The organism is Patiriisocius marinistellae (assembly GCF_009014635.1).
Lineage (GTDB): Bacteria > Bacteroidota > Bacteroidia > Flavobacteriales > Flavobacteriaceae > Patiriisocius > Patiriisocius marinistellae.
This window is the reverse complement of sequence record NZ_BKCF01000007.1, coordinates 78,253-96,577: the sequence shown is the minus strand read 5'-3', so window position 1 is coordinate 96,577 and position 18,325 is coordinate 78,253. Positions and strand designations below refer to the sequence as shown.

Annotated in this window: 17 protein-coding genes; 4 read left to right on the top strand and 13 right to left on the bottom strand. The window is 34.0% G+C overall.

From position 1 onward, the window contains the following. Nucleotides 1-40: 40 nt before the first annotated feature. From GB234_RS14255 to GB234_RS14205, 11 genes are all read right to left on the bottom strand, one after another. Nucleotides 41-1,468 (bottom strand): carboxypeptidase-like regulatory domain-containing protein, encoded by a 1,428-nt coding sequence (locus tag GB234_RS14255; RefSeq protein WP_151895260.1) that lies wholly within the window; start codon nt 1,466-1,468, stop codon nt 41-43. 44 nt (nt 1,469-1,512) lie between these two features. Then, nucleotides 1,513-2,670 (bottom strand): acyl-CoA dehydrogenase family protein, encoded by a 1,158-nt coding sequence (locus GB234_RS14250; protein ID WP_151895259.1) that lies wholly within the window; start codon nt 2,668-2,670, stop codon nt 1,513-1,515. A gap of 73 nt (nt 2,671-2,743) precedes the next feature. Next, nucleotides 2,744-3,643 (bottom strand): helix-hairpin-helix domain-containing protein, encoded by a 900-nt coding sequence (locus GB234_RS14245; protein WP_151895258.1) that lies wholly within the window; start codon nt 3,641-3,643, stop codon nt 2,744-2,746. A 64-nt stretch (nt 3,644-3,707) separates the two neighbouring features. Further along, nucleotides 3,708-5,393, bottom strand: coding sequence for an alanine/glycine:cation symporter family protein (locus GB234_RS14240; RefSeq protein ID WP_151895257.1), 1,686 nt, complete (start codon nt 5,391-5,393; stop codon nt 3,708-3,710). A gap of 97 nt (nt 5,394-5,490) precedes the next feature. After that, complete coding sequence (locus tag GB234_RS14235; protein WP_151895256.1) at nt 5,491-6,501, bottom strand: potassium channel family protein; 1,011 nt, start codon at nt 6,499-6,501, stop codon at nt 5,491-5,493. Continuing rightward, complete coding sequence (locus GB234_RS14230; RefSeq protein ID WP_172966901.1) at nt 6,498-6,728, bottom strand: PspC domain-containing protein; 231 nt, start codon at nt 6,726-6,728, stop codon at nt 6,498-6,500. Before GB234_RS14230 ends, GB234_RS14235 begins: the two co-directional genes overlap by 4 nt. Before the next feature lie 31 nt (nt 6,729-6,759). After that, complete coding sequence (locus GB234_RS14225) at nt 6,760-8,031, bottom strand: DUF2851 family protein (RefSeq protein ID WP_151895255.1); 1,272 nt, start codon at nt 8,029-8,031, stop codon at nt 6,760-6,762. 140 nt (nt 8,032-8,171) lie between these two features. Next, entirely contained in the window at nt 8,172-9,140 is a 969-nt protein-coding gene (locus GB234_RS14220; RefSeq protein WP_151895254.1) for a T9SS type A sorting domain-containing protein, read from the bottom strand. 10 nt (nt 9,141-9,150) lie between these two features. Beyond that, nucleotides 9,151-10,611, bottom strand: coding sequence for a M66 family metalloprotease (locus GB234_RS14215; protein ID WP_151895253.1), 1,461 nt, complete (start codon nt 10,609-10,611; stop codon nt 9,151-9,153). A gap of 230 nt (nt 10,612-10,841) precedes the next feature. Then, nucleotides 10,842-11,822: a PLP-dependent cysteine synthase family protein gene (locus GB234_RS14210; RefSeq protein WP_151895252.1), complete on the bottom strand. Its 981-nt coding sequence runs from the start codon at nt 11,820-11,822 to the stop codon at nt 10,842-10,844. 245 nt (nt 11,823-12,067) lie between these two features. Further along, nucleotides 12,068-13,306 (bottom strand): ABC transporter permease, encoded by a 1,239-nt coding sequence (locus GB234_RS14205; RefSeq protein ID WP_151895251.1) that lies wholly within the window; start codon nt 13,304-13,306, stop codon nt 12,068-12,070. A gap of 9 nt (nt 13,307-13,315) precedes the next feature. On the opposite strand from GB234_RS14205, the gene GB234_RS14200 reads away from it, so the two are divergent. After that, entirely contained in the window at nt 13,316-14,647 is a 1,332-nt protein-coding gene (locus GB234_RS14200; RefSeq protein WP_151895250.1) for an exo-beta-N-acetylmuramidase NamZ family protein, read from the top strand. Between the two features lie 278 nt (nt 14,648-14,925). Here the strand turns inward: GB234_RS14200 and GB234_RS14195 are convergent, their stop codons facing one another. Further along, nucleotides 14,926-15,468: a YkgJ family cysteine cluster protein gene (locus GB234_RS14195; protein ID WP_151895249.1), complete on the bottom strand. Its 543-nt coding sequence runs from the start codon at nt 15,466-15,468 to the stop codon at nt 14,926-14,928. 59 nt (nt 15,469-15,527) lie between these two features. On the opposite strand from GB234_RS14195, the gene GB234_RS14190 reads away from it, so the two are divergent. Continuing rightward, entirely contained in the window at nt 15,528-16,250 is a 723-nt protein-coding gene (locus tag GB234_RS14190; RefSeq protein WP_151895248.1) for a class I SAM-dependent methyltransferase, read from the top strand. On the opposite strand, the gene GB234_RS14185 is transcribed toward GB234_RS14190, so the two are convergent. Then, nucleotides 16,222-16,758 carry a DUF2059 domain-containing protein gene (locus GB234_RS14185; protein WP_151895247.1) on the bottom strand — a complete coding sequence of 179 codons (537 nt, stop codon included), beginning with the start codon at nt 16,756-16,758 and terminating at the stop codon, nt 16,222-16,224. The genes GB234_RS14190 and GB234_RS14185 overlap by 29 nt on opposite strands. 44 nt (nt 16,759-16,802) lie before the next feature. On the opposite strand from GB234_RS14185, the gene GB234_RS14180 reads away from it, so the two are divergent. Together GB234_RS14180 and GB234_RS14175 are read left to right on the top strand one after the other, a co-directional pair. Continuing rightward, a complete protein-coding gene (locus GB234_RS14180; protein WP_151895246.1) occupies nt 16,803-17,606 on the top strand; it encodes a zinc-binding metallopeptidase in 804 nt (267 codons plus the stop codon). 20 nt (nt 17,607-17,626) lie between these two features. Beyond that, nucleotides 17,627-18,325 (top strand): hypothetical protein, encoded by a 699-nt coding sequence (locus GB234_RS14175; protein WP_151895245.1) that lies wholly within the window; start codon nt 17,627-17,629, stop codon nt 18,323-18,325.

The window sequence follows — 18,325 nt, the reverse complement described above, 5'->3', positions numbered from 1 at the left end:
TGAAATATTAATGAAATAAAAATTTCAGAATATATATTTACTACTCTTTAAACAATCCTGCTCTTCTTGTTAAATCTCTAATCAACTTTTCTTCTTCTTTACTTTCTAACAATACATTATAATTTTCCCAAAACTCGGGATGATACGGTTGTGGCGAAAAAATATCTTCTGTCCATTGTTTTGAACGCTCCTCTTTTATTAGGTCTTTATCTCTAATAATTTCAGTAAAAACTATCTCTTGTACGGTATTGTAATAAAACTCTTCTTTATCCTGTGTGGGTCTTCCCTCTTTATCGGTTTGATCAGACGATCGGTCTCCTGCGTTAACGAGTTTTGGTGTTTCATAATAGATGTACTTAGGGTACATTCTGCCTTCATACTCCATATAGGTCATTACGAGTTTGTGATTTAACAGTGTTCCAAAAAGACTTTTGCTACGCTTTTTTTGATTATCTGAAGCTGCAATTAATTGGTATTCTACTTTCTTGATTGCCCAAGTATCCCAATCAATATACAACCATCCTTTAGCTTCAAAGCCTTCATTATAAATATCTGGTGTGTTTAATCCTACAAAATCATTTCCTTTTAAGATTTCGATTTTATAAAGTTTTTTATCATTCTCAACTAAAACTGTATCTAATTTAAACTGTTGTCTTTCTAATAACCCCTCGCCAAATATAGCACCTGACTCATTTGCATTTCTAATAAGATTAATTTTACCTCTAAAGAGCTTATCAAGTCCATTTACCCGCTCGTCATTCCATCTAATAGCTTTCACTAAACTAGAAGTTGAAATGGTATCACGCCTCAAATTGTTTTTACGTAGTTTTTTATTTCTAGTTCTATTTTTAAGGTAAGCTGTGTAAGCATAAAGGCTATCTACATCTCTAAGGTCATAACTTTTACGGGTTTCATCAACATTAATCCTGAGATTCTTTTTTGCACCTGAGTTATAACTGTCATCATATAATGTGATGGCGCTTTCAATAAGCCATTTATACTCGGTTGAATTCCTTTCTTTGTGCCTAAGAAAGCCCTTTTGAATGTACGCACTATCTGGTAATGTTTCTGGAAGTTCTTCGATTGCACGAAGTACAATGTCGTTACCAGTTTTTGGACGGGTTTCAGCAACGATAATGATTTCGTCCAAAGATGCTACGTCCTCTTCAAGAAACAAATCCATTGATGCATCAAAATCTTTTACAACGCTTTTATAACTTTTAAAACCTATACTAGAAATAACTAGGGTATCATTTATAAATTTTTGAGGTACTGTTAGCGCAAAATTACCATCAGCATTACTAATGGTACCTATGGTACTATTTTGAACATAAATACTCGCGCTTTCTATACCTGCAAAGGTTGTAAAATCAACTACCTTTCCTTTAATATCTATTTGAGCAACAGCATTAAAAGAAATTAAACAAAGTAAAAAAAGTGATATCCTATTTAAGAAATGATTTTTCATTGTAGGTTGTTTATTAAAAGTAGAACGAACTGAATAACGTTCTATTATGTCGCAGGTTTGTAAGAAACTCCATCAATGACCATTTTAGAAATAATCTCTCTAAGAATTTCGGAAGTTCCTCCACCTATTGGTCCCAATCTGCTATCTCTCAAATTACGCGCCATTGGGTATTCTTCCATATAACCGTAACCACCTAGTAACTGCACACACTCATATGCAACAGCATCAGCTATTTTTGTTGAGACCAGTTTTGACATTGTTGCCTCTTTAACCACGTATTCCCCATCATTAAGACGTTTTGCAGTAACGTAATTAAATGTTTTTGCCATTGCAACTTCACTAGACAAATCTGCAACTTTATGACGTAGCGCTTGGAATTTTGAAATAGGTTTACCAAAAGCAGTACGTTCTTTCATATACGCAATTGCATATTCTAACGCCCATTCACTTCTTGCATGTGCATTAACCCCCATAATCAAGCGCTCTAATGCAAAATGTTGCATTATATATGGAAAGCCCATATTTTCTTCGCCCATTAAATTTTCGGCAGGGATAACAACATTGTCAAATGCGATTTCTCCAGTATCACTGGCTCTCCAGCCAAGTTTATCTAATTTTGTTGCGCTTATTCCAGGCGTATCTCTATCCATAACAAAAATACTAATCCCTTTGTTCCCTAACTCTGGGTTTGTTTTTGCACAAACAATTAAATAATCGCTATAAATACCATTAGTAATAAAAGTCTTTGACCCATTAATTATATATGTATCGCCTTCTTTTACGGCAGTCGTTCTCATACCGCCTACATCACTTCCTCCAAATGGCTCTGTAATACAAAGACACCCTATTTTTTCACCAGTAACGCTAGGTGCTAAATATTTCAATTTTTGTTCGTGGTTTGCTTCTTTATTAAGGTGTGTCATTGCAAGGTATTCATGCGCCCACATTGCAGCAGCAAAGCCACCACTATTTATTTTTTGTAATTCTTCAATAAAGATTATTGTGTAAAATATATCTAAGTCCATCCCGCCATACTCCTCAGGAGTAGCAAGACCAAAATAACCCATTTCACCAAATTTCTCCCAGATAAATCTGTCTATCGTCCCAGTCTCTTCCCACTTTTCAATATGTGGTACAACTTCTTTTTTTAAGAAATCTTGAAAACTCTTTCTAAAAAACTCATGCTCTTCGGTAAAATACATACGCTATTACGGTATTAATAATATGGTTGGAAAATAATGTCAATTCTTCAATAATTTGCTGGATTTTTACAAATCATTCAACAGACAAATATAACGCAATTAGCTTTAATCTGGAAGTAGTCATTCCGTCAATTTTTTCTAGTTCATTTAGATTATTAATTCGTTCTCTAAGGGTTACGAACTCCCATATTTCAGTAGCGAAATCAAAGGATATTCCTTTTATTGTTGCAATATCAGACGCAGATGCAGTGTTAATATTCATTCTCTCTATAACTTTTGGTGTTTTCACCGTAAATCGCAGCAATGTTTTCTTTACTACAGAATCTTTTAAGCCCCAAACACCATATAATTGATCATCATTTGAAAACCCACCTAACTTCTGGCGCTCTTCCACAATTCGAACACTGAGCGCTGGTCCTATCCCGTAGATCTTTTTTAACTGCTCAGCTGTTGCAATATTTAAATCTACTTTCTCTGCAAATGGCAACTCTTTATCATATTCTTTAAAATTTTTCTTCGGAAATGAGGTGCTTGAACTATACTTTATCTTAGGGTTTGTTACCCATTCTGGGAATTTAAAATAGGGGCTTATTTTATTTAACACACTATCATTAACTTGAGTTACTCTTTTAAAATCGGCTACTGAATTCACCCATTTATTTGTATTTCTAAATTTTTTGAGTCTGTCAAATTCTTGTGTAGATAAACCGAGAGTGTATGCTTTATAGTCTGTTATAAAGTTGGGATTGAATGGGAATATTTTTGGTTTTCTTTTTTCAATTGCGACTAACTTTAATGAATCAATTTCTCGTTGGATGGAGACAATTTGTGGAGATGAAGTGTCCAACAATGGTACTTGTGTGGGCTTGTAAAATTTCAGAAAAACTAATAAACCTATTATAAATAAACACAAAATAAAAATCCCACTTCGTTCATCTTTTGAATATTCGAAATGGGATTTAAACTTTTTCATAACTCTCCTAGTTTTATAACTGGGGAGTTTAAAAATTGATATGTTTTACTATTAGGTTATCGCCCTAATTAATTGCGTCTTTCTTTAATTTAATGGCATCAAGGTACCTGTTAAGTTGTTTTTTAACTATTGGGTATAAGAAGAAAAGACCAACCATATTAGGGAAAATCATTGCAAATATCATTGCATCTGAAAAGTCCCATATTGATTTCATGTTTGCAGCTGCTCCAATTACAACAAATGTTAAGAATAAAACTTTATAAAGTAAATCTGCTTTTTTACCTCTTCCAAATAAATATTTCCAAGATTGAAGTCCATAATAAGACCAAGATATCATTGTAGAGACTGCAAATAACACTACTGCAATAGTTAAAAATACATTTGAATAAGGAATATATTGTGCAAAGGCTTGAGATGTTATCCCTGCTCCTTCATATGATAAACCATCGATAATTACAGCTCCAGTACCGTCTCCTCCATATTCAAAGAAACCACCAAAGTTAAAGATAATGATTACTAGTGCTGTCATCGTGCAGATTACAACAGTATCAATAAAAGGTTCTAACAACGCTACTAATCCTTCACTAGCTGAATATTTTGTTCTTACAGCTGAATGAGCAATAGAGGCAGAACCCGCTCCAGCTTCATTTGAAAAGGCTGCACGTTTAAATCCTACTAAAAGAACCCCTATAATACTTCCCACTCCTATTGCAGTAGGGTTAAATGCCTCTGTAATAATTAAAGAAATTGCATCATCGATTAATGAAAAATTAGATAAGATTATATATAAACATGCTACTAAATACATAACAGCCATAAATGGCACAACTTTTTCTGTCACTTGTGCTATACGCTTAATACCTCCAATTATAATAATACCAACAAGAATTGCTAAAACAACACCAATCCAAAATCCTGCACCTGCACTATTTAAATTAAATAATTCTTTTAAGACAATTGTTGCTTGATTTGATTGAGCAGCGTTACCTCCACCAAATGAACCTCCAATACAAAAGATTGCAAATAATGCAGCTGTGATTTTTCCTAGTGTAGCAAACCCTTTTTCTTTAAGACCTTTACTTAAGTAATACATAGGACCTCCATAAACAGTACCGTCTGGACCTACATCTCTAAACTGAACCCCTAAAGTACACTCAACAAATTTTGTACTCATCCCTAAAAGTCCACAAATAATCATCCAGAAAGTAGCTCCAGGTCCCCCTAAGGCAATTGCTAGTGCTACACCAGCAATATTACCATTACCTACAGTACCAGATACTGCAGTAGCTAATGCTTGAAAATGACTTACCTCACCGTCTGAGCTTTCATCTCTAATTGTATCTGCTATATCACCATCTATTGCAAGCTCATCAACAGTTTCTAAATGTTTATCAAAATCATCAACCTTGTTCATATCAACACCCTGAGCAATACCTCCCTCACCATATAGTTCTTTAGCTCCGTGCTTCTCTATATCTTCATATTTCCCTCTTACGGTTTGAATTGCTCTCCAAAAGAATCTAATATTAGGAAAGCCAAAATATAATGTGAAAAATGCAGCACTGAAAACCAATAATATTAATACAAATGGAACCCCTGCAACTTCAAAGAATATTATACTTGAAAAAAAGTTAGCTACTGGAGCAAATGCCTGATTAATCTGTTCATCAATTCCAACCTCCTCAACTTCTTGAGCAAAAGTGAGTAACGGCATTAAAAGTGCAAATAAGGAAAGAAGATATTTCTTCATAATGGGTATTTATAGATTAGTTTTTATTTTAAGTCAAGCAATATGCTAAAAAATAGGCAAAACTCAAGCGTATAAACCGTTAAAATGTTAATGTTTTCTAAACGTTATATAGGTTTTTGAGACTTTCAATTTGTGTTGGGCGACCTATTAATATTAACTTTGACCCTTTTTTTAAGACTAAAGATGGCTCTGGGTTTACAACATATTCCCCTGTAGGACCTTTATAACCAATTACAGAGCATCCTGTTTTTCTACGAATATCAAGTTTTTCAATTGCTTGTTCATCTCCTGATGGACATACATTTTCAAAAGAGACTTGTTCTACATTAATACTATCGTCATCACCTGATATTGACAAATTGTCTAAAAACTCAATTAAATCTGGCACCACTACTAAAGATGCCATGTGATCCCCTCCTATCTTGTCTGGTAGAATTACATTATCTGCACCAGCAAGCTTCATTTTTCGATAACTAGTTTCCTCAGTTGCGCGGCTAATAATTTTTAAGCTTGGATTGATCTGTCTTGCCGAAAGCACAATAAAAAGATTATCTGCATCACTTGGTAATGCACAAATAATAGTACTTGCCCTTTCTAGTCCGGCTTCGATTAAAACCTCATCTTCATTTGCATTTCCTTCGATAAATAACAAATCTTCCTCTGCAAACTTATCTACCACCTCATGATCTTTTTCTATAACCACAAAATCTTGTTTGTAGTCTAAAAGCTTTTGAGCGGCTTGTTTTCCGTTACGTCCGTAACCACAAACGATTACATGGTTTTTCATTTTACCTATCATTTTATAAGCTCTTTTTTCTCTTAAATTACCAATGTTGTTTTTATTTAATATGTACTCAGTAATAACACTTATTGAAAATGCTACAATAAATATACTTGAAAGTATTAAAATGGAAGTAAATAATTTATCCACATCATTGAGTGGTTGTACTTCTCCAAATCCTACTGTAGTCACAGTAATCACCGTCATATAAAATGCATTTACCCAAGAATAGTCTGAGATAAATCGATACCCTATTACACCAGCTGCAAAAACAGCAAGTAAAAGGAAAAAAGCAAAATATAATCTAGATTGAAATAGTTTTCTCATAAATCAAAAACCGAAGTCCGTTTTGTATACACTAAGTCTTTTAATTTCAACAAAAAAGCCAAAGTAAGATATATAGCAAACCAAACTCCTGCAGTCGCAAACGACACATAAATAAAAAAGAGTCGCACGCTTTTTGTACGCATACCTAGCCTATCTGCAAGACGTGCACATACATAATAACCATTGCGCTCAAAGTAATGCCGTATCTTATAAATCTTATTTAGCATAGGAGCAAATTACAACTTTTCAAGCAAAATTTCACGCTTTTAATAATTGATTACCCACTGCACATTGCAAGCATTTCATCGCGTTACAATACTCATTTTTCAACTGTAATAACCCTTGACTATCCATTGCATTTTTAGCAATCGGTCTTAAATCATTAAATTTTTTGGTAATACTATTATTCTCTGCCGAAATTTGCTGCGCCATTGTAAATAACGTTTCTGTATCATCTTTCCCTAAGTGAGAATCATAACAAAAACGCAACGGAAGTATCGTATTTATAATCAACAGATCAATAAATTTTTTAGTAAGAACACGTTTATTCTTTGCTGAAGTCACACCAAAATTATAATGAGATCCCCAATATGGCAAAGCCGAAATTTTAAACACCTCATACATTTGAGAACTATTATTAACATTCATAATCTCAGAAAACAGAGCCTGTTTTTGATGATATAAATTTGCTAATTGTGACAATCTAATTGTAGGGAAATTAGGAGGTCTTAATCTAAAATATTTTGGAATAATAACCGAAGTAGCATCCAATTGAAATTTCCGCAGTAAAAATTTATAGTTTTCTTTTTGAGACTCAAAGTATGGATCATCATTTTCAGAATTAAAAAAACCAGCTTGTCCCATTAACAAAGCCTCAAGAGTTTCTGGTTCTTTTCGGCATTTTTGAACGACGCTAAAATTAATAGATTGTCCTATGCTCAAAAAAGCCTCGCCATTTACTTTAAGTCCAAAACTTTTAGCAAGCATCTCAAACAATAACGCTTCCCAATGATTATTAAGTTCTTTTAATCGATGCATCATCAATTCGCTTTTACGTTGTAAGCGGTCAATATATAATCGTTCAATCCAATTATTCATAGTTAAATCATCAACTTCATGAAAGCGTTGTTGACATCCAATCCATTTTTGATCTTTTTTAAATAGGGTATGATATGCGTTTAAAATTTCCGTAGGAATTAAAGGTTTTAAAATCACCGTAGGAATTGCAGTACCGTCTTTGCGATATACCTCAACATCGTGTTCCCACACTACATGCAAAATTACATTGTCGTACGCTGGGTCAATTTCATGACGGTGTGCAAACCAGTCTGACGATTTTATGTGTATTTCTATATTACCAGCCCATTTTTGTCCGCCAATCAACACCTGCCCGTTAAAAAAATCTGGACCCGAATTATGGTTATGCATACCCACACGAATTACTTGAATGGTATCACCAGAAGTTGTGGTAAGTGTCGCAGTATTGAATTTTTGAAATTTCCAGACGTAGTGTAAGAAGTCCTCCTTCATAAAAAGTGCGTAGCGGGGAGCTTTGCGAATGAGAAAGGTAGGAAAAAAGTTGATGAGGCGATGTATTTATTATGAGTTTTACCATAAAAGAAAAATCCCTGATGTCAAAACAACAGGGATTTTTACAATTTGTACGAGTATTATTCTTTCAAAAACTTGGCAGAATACAATTTAGTCTCAGTTTGTATCTTTAAAATATACATGCCATTTGACAACTCTTTAACAGGAAGAATGTTTGAAACACCTTTTTTATACACCTTAACAAGGTTTCCTAACGTGTTATAAATTTCTATTTTTTGAGCTCTTTCGTACCCCAAGTCAAACATTATATATTCTTGTGTAGGATTTGGAAAAACCGATAATACCTCTATTTCATTGCCCACAATACCCAATGTGCAATTAGGGCCGTTGGCATAACTTGTTGTGGGGTCAATCTCCCAAGTACTATAAGGCGGTTCTCCGTTGTTTGCTGCTATAGGATTATCTACAAGGATGCATTGTAATAAAGGATTCCCCTCTGTTTCAACATTGTCCAATATACTATTATTTCCGTTCATTAAATTTAAATGTTCTAAATCTAAATTTAACGCTTGTAATCTATCGAGATTAGGGTTATTACTTAAATCTAGGTCAGTAATTCTATTGCGAGGCGTTATTACCCCCTCGGACTGACCTACAAATAAAACCTCAAGCGCTGGATTATTAGATACATCAATAGATGTTAGATTATTATAGGCGCAAAAAAAACTTTCTAAATTTACATTACTAGACACATCAATTGTTGTTATATTAGTTACGCCAACCCCTAGAAAAGTTAGGTTGATTAAATTGCTAACGTCAATTGATGTCAGTTCGTTTAAATTGCAACTCAGCATTTCCAGCGATATAAAATCTTGAATTCCCGTTAAATCTTGAATTCCTTCATCATTCACCATAAGCATGGTAAGGTTCTCAATATCAGCCGTGGCCACTTGTCCATTAATTGTGTTATCAGTATCGATACCTTGCTCTATTAACTCATTTTCAAAATTAGTGTCTGGTATTAAAGTAATTTGTGAGTTAACTTGAAAAGCAATAAGAACAAAAAAAAGGAATGTATAAGTTTTCATATTTTAGTATTTAATTATTACCCTGTTTTAATATTACAGTTTCTTGTATTGTACCATCATTATATGACTTTTCTATTTTATAAAGCCCTGGATTTAAGTTATCAACCAACTGAGGGTTATTAATTTCATTTTGATTTTTTGGAACTGTGGTTACATTTGTGTTAAAATAACCATCATTAAATTTCATAACCTTACCACTTTCTGCACTGCGATTATAATTGTCATAGCATTTTTTTGCCCCTACTGTTAGTTCATAATTTTGGAGCTGTTCAATAATAATTGCAGAATGATTAGGGTGTGTGATGATACTAAAGTCCGTTTCAAATTTATCAACTTGCAAATATACACTGTTAATACTGTAAGACCAGCTTGTGTCATAAAAGTCTGAAGGTTGCGGGTAATCACCAGCGCATTTAACAAATTTATAATCAAATCCAGGTTGAAATAGAGGAGTATCATTCACCCCTAACGGTCCTGCATTGTAGTAATCGCCTATATAAGGATTATATAGATTCTCGATAGATGTAATTGCAGGAGTTAAAGTATTAGATATTGCAATTTTTTCTCTCATTCTAATTCCCTGACCTGGTGTCATATAATTTGAAATACAATCAAAGGAATAAGCCATTGTATTTATTAAATCTTCATAAGTAAGTGTAAAAGGAGTTCCTTTACAATCTGTTCCGCTACCTGTGTATAAACAATTGATAGGGTCGTAAGTATTTATACCTTGGTTTGATCCCATAGCTGGTATTGCATTAGTATCAACCACTCTATCACCAGCGACATCTGCATTGAAATAAGTATCATTAGGATCATCTGCATCATCTAGGTCATTTACATCACGTGTAACTTGCTCACAATAACCTGAACTACTATATCCACTATGGGTATGTGATAATCCGAGAGCATGACCTAATTCATGTACCAAAGAGGGTCCATTAAAATTAGTATCTCCAATACCAACAAACCTTGAGCCCCATCTTACGCCGCCGTAACAAACAGTTTCTTTCATTACATAGATATTAATTGAATTTGGGTCATTATACGCAGCGTTTTGCTGAACTACAGACCCAACTTCCCAATAAGGATTATGATTAGGATAGTCAATTGGATTACATGCGGTAAAATTACAAGCGCTATTAGGGTTAGAACAAGGATTTATGGTTAATGCAACTTCACTATCTGCAATTGCAGAAATACCATTATATTTAAAAAAAATATTAAATTGATTATACGCTCTATTTAAAACTGCAATAGCTTCTAACGCATCATCAGTATCTGGTCCAGTATATAATGGGTCGTCTAAATTAACAATATCGTTATCTTCAAGTAAAATCCAAGACTTAACATTAAATACTACAGGTTCAAAAGAATCTAGAATCTCGGAATCTGTAGAATAAGAATAATGCCCAGATGGATCGGGAGTTAGATCATCTTCTGTTACGCAAATAAAAGATTGACCATACACTCCTACAATGCTAAATAAGAGAGAGAGAGAGAGAGAGAGAGAGAGAGAGAGAGAGAGAATTTCTTCATGTCATTTTGATTTTTAAAATTAGATTACCTAAATATATAAAAATTTAAAAACAAACGAACACTAGCTTACATTATTTTTAAACCTCATATATTTTGTGCGTTGTAAAAATCAAAAAAATAAACTAAAATTTTAATTATTATTTCCTTTTTGTTTTAAGTCACCTATTCAATATACCCCATCTCCTTCATCCACTCATCATTGTACATTTTTCCAACGTAGCGACTTCCGTGGTCATGGAAAAGTACGACTATTACATCATCTTCATTAAAATGTTCTTTTAGTTGGTGCAATCCTTTCATGGCTGCACCTGCACTATTGCCTAAAAACATACCTTCTTCTTTAGATAGTTTTTGTGTCCACACGGCAGCGTCTTTATCGGTTACCTTAGTAAAGCCATCGATGATATCAAAATCTACATTTTTTGGGAGGATGTCCTCGCCAATACCTTCGGTTACGTATGGGTAAATTTCTTTCTCGTCAAAAATGCCTGTTTCGTGGTATTTTTTGAAAACGCTACCGTAGGTATCAATCCCCCAAATTTTCACATTAGGATTTTGCTCTTTTAAATATTTACCTACACCACTAATAGTACCTCCAGTACCAACACCCACAACAAAATGAGTTACTTTACCTTCAGTTTGTTTCCATATTTCTGGTCCAGTACTTAAATAATGTGCTTTGGCGTTACTTGGATTGTCATATTGATTTACATACCAAGAATTAGGCGTTTCCTTTGCTAATCTAGCAGAAGTTGAATAATAAGAGCGTGGATCCTCAGGAGCAACATCGGTTGGACAAACAACTACTTCACTTCCTACAGCTCTAAGAATATCCATCTTCTCTTTACTCTGTTTGTCACTTATTACACAAATCATTTTATATCCTTTAACGATTGCTGCAAGCGCTAAACCCATTCCTGTATTTCCAGAGGTACCTTCGATGATTGTTCCTCCAGGCTGCAACCTTCCATCTGCCTCAGCATCCTCAATCATCATCAACGCCATACGGTCTTTTGTTGAGTTTCCTGGGTTAAAAGTTTCATATTTTGCTAGGACGAGTCCTGGAATATCTTGGGCTAGTTTGTTTATTTTGACTAACGGTGTATTTCCTATTGTACCTAATATATTTTCTGCGTAATCCATAGTTTATTTTTGAAAGCGCAAAGGTACTATTTCTTATACAAACGACTATTAATTGATGCTTACAAGTTAGATTGTTGTCTTCGGAAATTTATAACATTAAAATAATTATATATCATTAAAATTTTGCTTCCCAATAGCAATGCAATGTGTCATTAAACTATTTATTAAAATGAAGTTTAAAACAATGGCAAAAACTACACAATTAATATTTCCGAAGAAAAGAAAAGAAAATCTATATTGCCCAACTACTCAAACCTAATTGCTCGTACCGGACTAATTTTTGAAATGATATAAGAGGGTATCAGCAAAATCAAAAAACATAAAATAAATGTCCCAATATTGAGCGCCAAAATATAATCCCACGCAAGATACACGGGTGCTTGGTCAACATAATAAGTATCTGGATTTAACGGAAATAAATTGAAATTATGCTGCAATAACAACAACCCTATCCCAATTAAATTACCCCAAAACAAACCTACACTCACCAAGTACATGGCATTATAAATAAAAATTTTACGTACGCTCCAATTGTCACTTCCTAGTGCTTTTAAGACGCCAATCATTTGTGTACGCTCTAAAATAAGGACTAACAAAGCAGTAATCATATTGAATCCCGCAACCACAATCATCAACACAATAATGAGTGCGATATTAAAATCAAACAAATCTAACCACTCAAAAATTGAATAGAATTTTTCGCGAATTGTTTGTGTATCTAGTGTACTTCCCACACCATCATACACCGTATTTCCTATTTCTCTTACAGAATCAAAATCATCTACAAACAGCTCAAAAGCGCCCACTTCATTTTCATCCCATTTATTTAATCGCTGTATGTGTCTAATATCTGCAACCATAAATTGCGCGTCAAATTCTTGAAATCCACTATTGTACAATCCTGAAATAGCAAATGCTCGTGTACGTGGTGGTTTTGAACTTTGCTCATCAAAAAAATACGTCAACACCTTATCACCCACATTTAATTGTAGCCTGTTTGCTAAATATGTTGACAACAATACCTCATTACTTTCACTATCTGTCTTAAAATTAGGTAGCGTGCCTTTGGTCAAAAAATCCTCGAAGTATTGCCAATTGTAATCTTCGCCTACACCTTTGACAATGATGCCTTCAAAATCTGTTTCGGTTCTAATGACAGCGCCTTTTGTCGCGGTGGCTTGTATGTGTGTTACCCTATCGGAAATATTAAAATTGGGGTAAAATTCCTGCGTTTTAGAAACCGGAATCTGTGAATCGTCAGAAAAATTAGTATCAAAGTTTGTAATAATAATATCACCATTGAATGCCGAAACCTTTTCCCTAATCTTTTTTTGAAGCCCCACACCCGTTGCAATCGAAATTAACATCATCACCATACCAAGCGCAATTGCTACGATAGCAATTTTTATTATTGGTGCCGAAATGCTACTTTTATAATCCTTAGAAGCAACAACGCGGCGGGCGATAAATAATTCGAAATTCACAAGTAACAAATGGGTTTAATAGTTCTCAAAAATATAGTATTTATAACGATTTTAGGATTGTTTTCGTGTGGAAACGTTAAAGATGACGGAAGACGGGTGACAGGTGATGGGAGTGCTTTAAATGCTACACTAGAAATTCAAGAAACAGAAATTGATGATTTTAATGATAAAGATGAGAGAGAAAAAAACAAAGATATAGTACTTGGCGCTAATAGATATAACGTTTATTTACCAATGCTAAAAAATAAAAAAGTGGGTGTTGTTGCTAATCAAACTTCGGTAACAAATATTTTTGAAAAAGAAATTAATTCGGGAATTTACAATCCGGCAGATCATACTACTAATAACAATACACACCTTGTAGATTATTTGGTTTCGGCTAAAATTTCAGTAAAAAAAGTCTACGCACCAGAACATGGTTTTAGAGGAAAAGCAGATGCTGGAGAATTACTTAAAGATGGAGTTGATGTTAAAACAGGTATCCCAATCATTTCTATTTATGGTAAAAGTAAAAAGCCATCGCCTGAGCAACTCGCAGGTATCGATGTGATGGTATTTGATATTCAAGATGTGGGTGCTCGTTTTTACACCTATATTTCTACACTACATTATGTGATGGAAGCCTGCGCTGAAGCTGGAATTCCAGTAATCGTTTTAGACAGACCTAACCCAAATGGCTATTACATTGACGGCCCCATTCTTGAAAAAGAGCACGCTGGTTTTGTGGGTATGCACCCCATTCCCGTAGTCCACGGAATGACCATTGGCGAATACGCAAAAATGATTAATGGCGAAGGATGGTTAGAAAACAACATAAAATGCGATCTCACGGTTATCGAAATGGAAAACTACGAGCGTAATATGCCTTATTCATTACCTATTAAACCTTCCCCCAATTTACCTAACGACATTTCTATCAACCTCTACCCTAGCCTTTGCTTTTTTGAAGGCACTATTGTAAGTGCGGGAAGAGGAACGGAACAACAATTTCAAATCTTTGGCGCACCAAGTCTGCCATCTACATTGTATGATTTTCAATTTACACCGCAAGCAAACGAAGGTGCTAAATACCCAAAATTTAAAGGAGAACTTTGCCAAGGAAAAGATTTAACAAATCATCCAAAACTCAATAAAATCAACCTAGAATGGCTCATTGAGGCCTACGAAGCCCACGGCAAGAAAAAAGACTTTTTTATTCCCTATTTTACCACACTAGCAGGAACAAAAAAACTACAACAGCAAATTGAACAAGGATTATCTGCTGAAGAAATTAGAGCAACTTGGGCATCAGGACTAAAGGAATTTGATGCGATGCGACAGCAGTATTTAATGTACGATTAGTCTTTTAAAAAAACTTATGCTGTTATTTTCTAGTTTTATCTACTATCCAATTGGATGGTTTTATTTATGGATTAAATTCCGAAACAAAAAAAAGTACACATTATCTTAGAAGAAAAATATGATGGCAGCTACTATACAGCAGGCGCTTTAATATCTTGGAGTGCTTTTGGAGTTTTGCTTATTTCACTTCTAATTATTTTTCTTTTATTAATAATTATTAGAACTATCTACGATAGTATTCAATAAAAAAATCTTTTATATTAAATTCGATTTTGAACTTAATGCCTTCCCCCATTAAATCTGTGTTTCTCACCTCTTGGATTTTTTCCCACATCAACGGCTTTTTTCATCGCCTCTACAATATTAAATGTTGCAGGGCAAATGGCTGTATTTTTTAAAGTAATCTCACTAATTTTATGAAAATCTCTACGGTCAGTGTGTGGGTATTCGGCGCATGCTTTGGGTCGTACATCATAAATGGAGCAGGAATTATCATCTGCTAAAAAAGTACACGGAGCAGACTTCAATACGTGAAAATTGTCCTCATCAACACTAAGGTAGGTCTCAATAAAACGTTGCTCTTTAATACGAAAATGCTTGGCAATACGATTAATATCTTTTGTTGTAAATATTGGGCTCGTTGTTTTACAACAGTTAGCACATGCTAAACAATCTGTCTTTTCAAACTCAGCATCGTGTAATTCCACCATAATCTTATCTAGATTTTTGGGTGGTTTTTTCTTGAGCTTTGCAAAATACTTTTTGTGCTCGTTATGTTTATCTTTGGCTTTTTTAGGGAGTTCCCGTAACGTTTCTTCCATGACGCAAAAGTAAAGCTTCAAAAATCAATCAAGGGTTTATTTTTTCTGAAATTTTAACAATGAAAGATATACTAGGCAAGGCGCTATTAGATTATTTCCAAGGAAACCACACCGAAGACATTATCACTGAAACTAATATTAGTGAAGAAGATGAGATGCCTCTTTCATACCTATTTAGAGATTTTAAAGAGATGCCAGCATTAGAACAGCAAGCACTAAGGTTATCTAAAGGTAGCACACTTGATGTAGGCTGCGGCGCCGGAAATCATTCGTTGTATCTTCAAAATCAAGGACTGGATGTTTTGGCAATTGACATTTCCGAAGGTGCTATAGAAGTAGCAAAACAGAGAGGTGTTGAGCGTACAAAACATATTGAATTACTTAATCTAAATGACGAGACTTTTGACACTATTTTACTAATAATGAATGGGACTGGTATATTTAGCCAACTCAGCAATGTGTCAAAATATTTACAACATTTAAGGACGTTACTAAATGACGGTGGTCAAATTTTAATTGACACTAGTGATATTAAGTATATGTTTGATGAAGGTGAAGATGGTGGAATTTGGGTTCCATCAGATAGGTATTATGGTGAATTGACATTTACAATGTCTTATAAAAAAGAAAAAGGTGAGCCATTTGACTGGCTCTACCTTGATGCAAATTTATTTGAAACCGCTGCTACTAGCAACGGTTTTGATTTTGAAATCATTGCTCACGGGGAGCATTTTGATTATTTGGCTAGACTTACTATTGCGGCGAATAGCCCTTTGCAATAAGTGCATTCATTTTTTCATTAAACAAGTCTCTACTCCAGTATTCGCTAATTTGAGAAACATCTGTAGTTAACTCTCCGCTCACACTATTTAAATTTTGTCCCGCTTCACTATCATAAAAAGCTTTCACTTCTTTACGCTGGTCTGCGTTTAAAGCCTCAGGATTGATACGCATTTGCACTCCAGCAGGAGTTCCAAAAAAGTTATTCATAGCTATAATTTGATCTTGTGTAAAGTGCTTTCTATATGCAGACGCAAACATACGTATAGCCATATCTACATCTTTAGATTTTGAGTTTTTCAAATTTGCCCATTCAGTCTCTGGTATGTTTGCACCAGAAAATTGTTGTTTAATTACAACAAACATATCATCAAATACGCTTTCATACTGTTTTACCGTACCATTAGTAGTTAAGTAGTTGATTACTTCTTGCTGAAAATCGTTTTTTTGTGCTGTTGCTGAAAAACAAATGGTTAAAAAAACCGTTAAAAATAAATACCGTACGTTCATAATGCGTTGAAAAAGTTATGTTTGCTAAAATACAAATTTATACAATGAAAGGATTTAAATTAACATTCTCTATCCTCTTTTTTGTAACAGTAGCTTTTACTGCTTGCAAAGACGATGACAATAATGATGCCGTAGAAGACCCAAGAGCTCAAAATTTAAAAGCCCTAGGTACCTCAGCCGAAGATATTCTATCAAATGCAACTTTTAAAAGTTTAACGGTTGAACTTGCTTATACTAACAATCAAAAGCCTTCCCAAGAAGCTCTTGATCGTTTTAAAGATTTTATTATTGCGCGTGTTAATAAAAGTGATGGAGTTAATTTTATTGAAACTGTAGTTCCCAATCAGTCAGGAGCACCCTTTACTATTCAAGAAATTAGAGATATTGAAACTAATATTCGCACACAATACACAGTGGGTGATGATATAGCAATGTATGTTTTTTTCTCAAATGGGAGTTCTGAAAATGACACAGACACTACAGTAACACTTGGAACAGCATATCAAAATACGAGTGTTGTAGTATATCAAAATACGCTAGTTAATATTACTGCTGATGACCCTGAGGTTTTACCCCTGCTAGAATCAACAACGTTACATCATGAATTTGGTCATATTTTAGGTCTTGTCAACATACAAGATGACGATATCCATATTGATGGAGAACACGAAGATTTAGACCACCCAAAACATTGTGTTATTGAAGATTGCTTGATGTTTTTTGAAGCATCAAACATCACTAGATCACACGTAACACGCATGGTAAATATGCTAAGACAACGCGCTAATGTTCCAGAATTTGATATAGAATTATGCCTAGCAGACTTACAAGCAAAAGGTAGTAGATAATATTATTAAAAAAATAAAATATGAACACCCTATATTTTAAAATCATACTAGTTTTCTTCTTGTCCTCTTTATTATCAAGTTGTTTTAAAGATACAACAGACGAAGGTGGTATTGAAACAAGATTATACGGAAGTGTTTTAGATACTAATAACAATATACCTGTTACTAATCTAAAAATAAGAATAGCAGAATATAATGATGTTCCCAACATAGCTCCAGGTAATCAAGAAGATTTCATTCAATTTATAGATTCTACCACAACAGACTCTAATGGTAATTATGATGTTACTTTCACAAATAGTGGATTGGGCGATACATATTATATTACAGCAATTACTAACGATTCAATTTATGCCATAGAGTCAAGTTCTATAGAGTTTGATGAATTAGGTGAAGATTTACAATTTGATTTTAGGCTATTACACCTTTATCCAATGAACCTCACAGTAAAACTTGATACTGATGTTCAATATACACCAATAAGAATGCGTCCAGAATATACTGGACTTGGCGAGTTGAATAAATTAAAATTTGTAGATGTTGATTACTCTAGAAGCATATATACTGACAAAAACACTTCCGAATTAATTCGGTTTACTCGAAGAGATACGTTGACTGGTGACTATCAAATAGCAGAAGTAATTATTCCTGAAACAAACACTACTTCTGCTACTCAATTTGATATTTTTCTCCGTGAAGAAGATTTTAGGGATCAGTAA

Coding starts and splice junctions, on each gene's coding strand:
- GB234_RS14255 (WP_151895260.1), bottom strand. CDS start 1,468: ATGAAAAATCATTTCTTAAATAGGATATCACTTTTTTTACTTTGTTTA.
- GB234_RS14250 (WP_151895259.1), bottom strand. CDS start 2,670: ATGTATTTTACCGAAGAGCATGAGTTTTTTAGAAAGAGTTTTCAAGAT.
- GB234_RS14245 (WP_151895258.1), bottom strand. CDS start 3,643: ATGAAAAAGTTTAAATCCCATTTCGAATATTCAAAAGATGAACGAAGT.
- GB234_RS14240 (WP_151895257.1), bottom strand. CDS start 5,393: ATGAAGAAATATCTTCTTTCCTTATTTGCACTTTTAATGCCGTTACTC.
- GB234_RS14235 (WP_151895256.1), bottom strand. CDS start 6,501: ATGAGAAAACTATTTCAATCTAGATTATATTTTGCTTTTTTCCTTTTA.
- GB234_RS14230 (WP_172966901.1), bottom strand. CDS start 6,728: ATGCTAAATAAGATTTATAAGATACGGCATTACTTTGAGCGCAATGGT.
- GB234_RS14225 (WP_151895255.1), bottom strand. CDS start 8,031: ATGAAGGAGGACTTCTTACACTACGTCTGGAAATTTCAAAAATTCAAT.
- GB234_RS14220 (WP_151895254.1), bottom strand. CDS start 9,140: ATGAAAACTTATACATTCCTTTTTTTTGTTCTTATTGCTTTTCAAGTT.
- GB234_RS14210 (WP_151895252.1), bottom strand. CDS start 11,822: ATGGATTACGCAGAAAATATATTAGGTACAATAGGAAATACACCGTTA.
- GB234_RS14200 (WP_151895250.1), top strand. CDS start 13,316: ATGGGTTTAATAGTTCTCAAAAATATAGTATTTATAACGATTTTAGGA.
- GB234_RS14195 (WP_151895249.1), bottom strand. CDS start 15,468: ATGGAAGAAACGTTACGGGAACTCCCTAAAAAAGCCAAAGATAAACAT.
- GB234_RS14190 (WP_151895248.1), top strand. CDS start 15,528: ATGAAAGATATACTAGGCAAGGCGCTATTAGATTATTTCCAAGGAAAC.
- GB234_RS14185 (WP_151895247.1), bottom strand. CDS start 16,758: ATGAACGTACGGTATTTATTTTTAACGGTTTTTTTAACCATTTGTTTT.
- GB234_RS14180 (WP_151895246.1), top strand. CDS start 16,803: ATGAAAGGATTTAAATTAACATTCTCTATCCTCTTTTTTGTAACAGTA.
- GB234_RS14175 (WP_151895245.1), top strand. CDS start 17,627: ATGAACACCCTATATTTTAAAATCATACTAGTTTTCTTCTTGTCCTCT.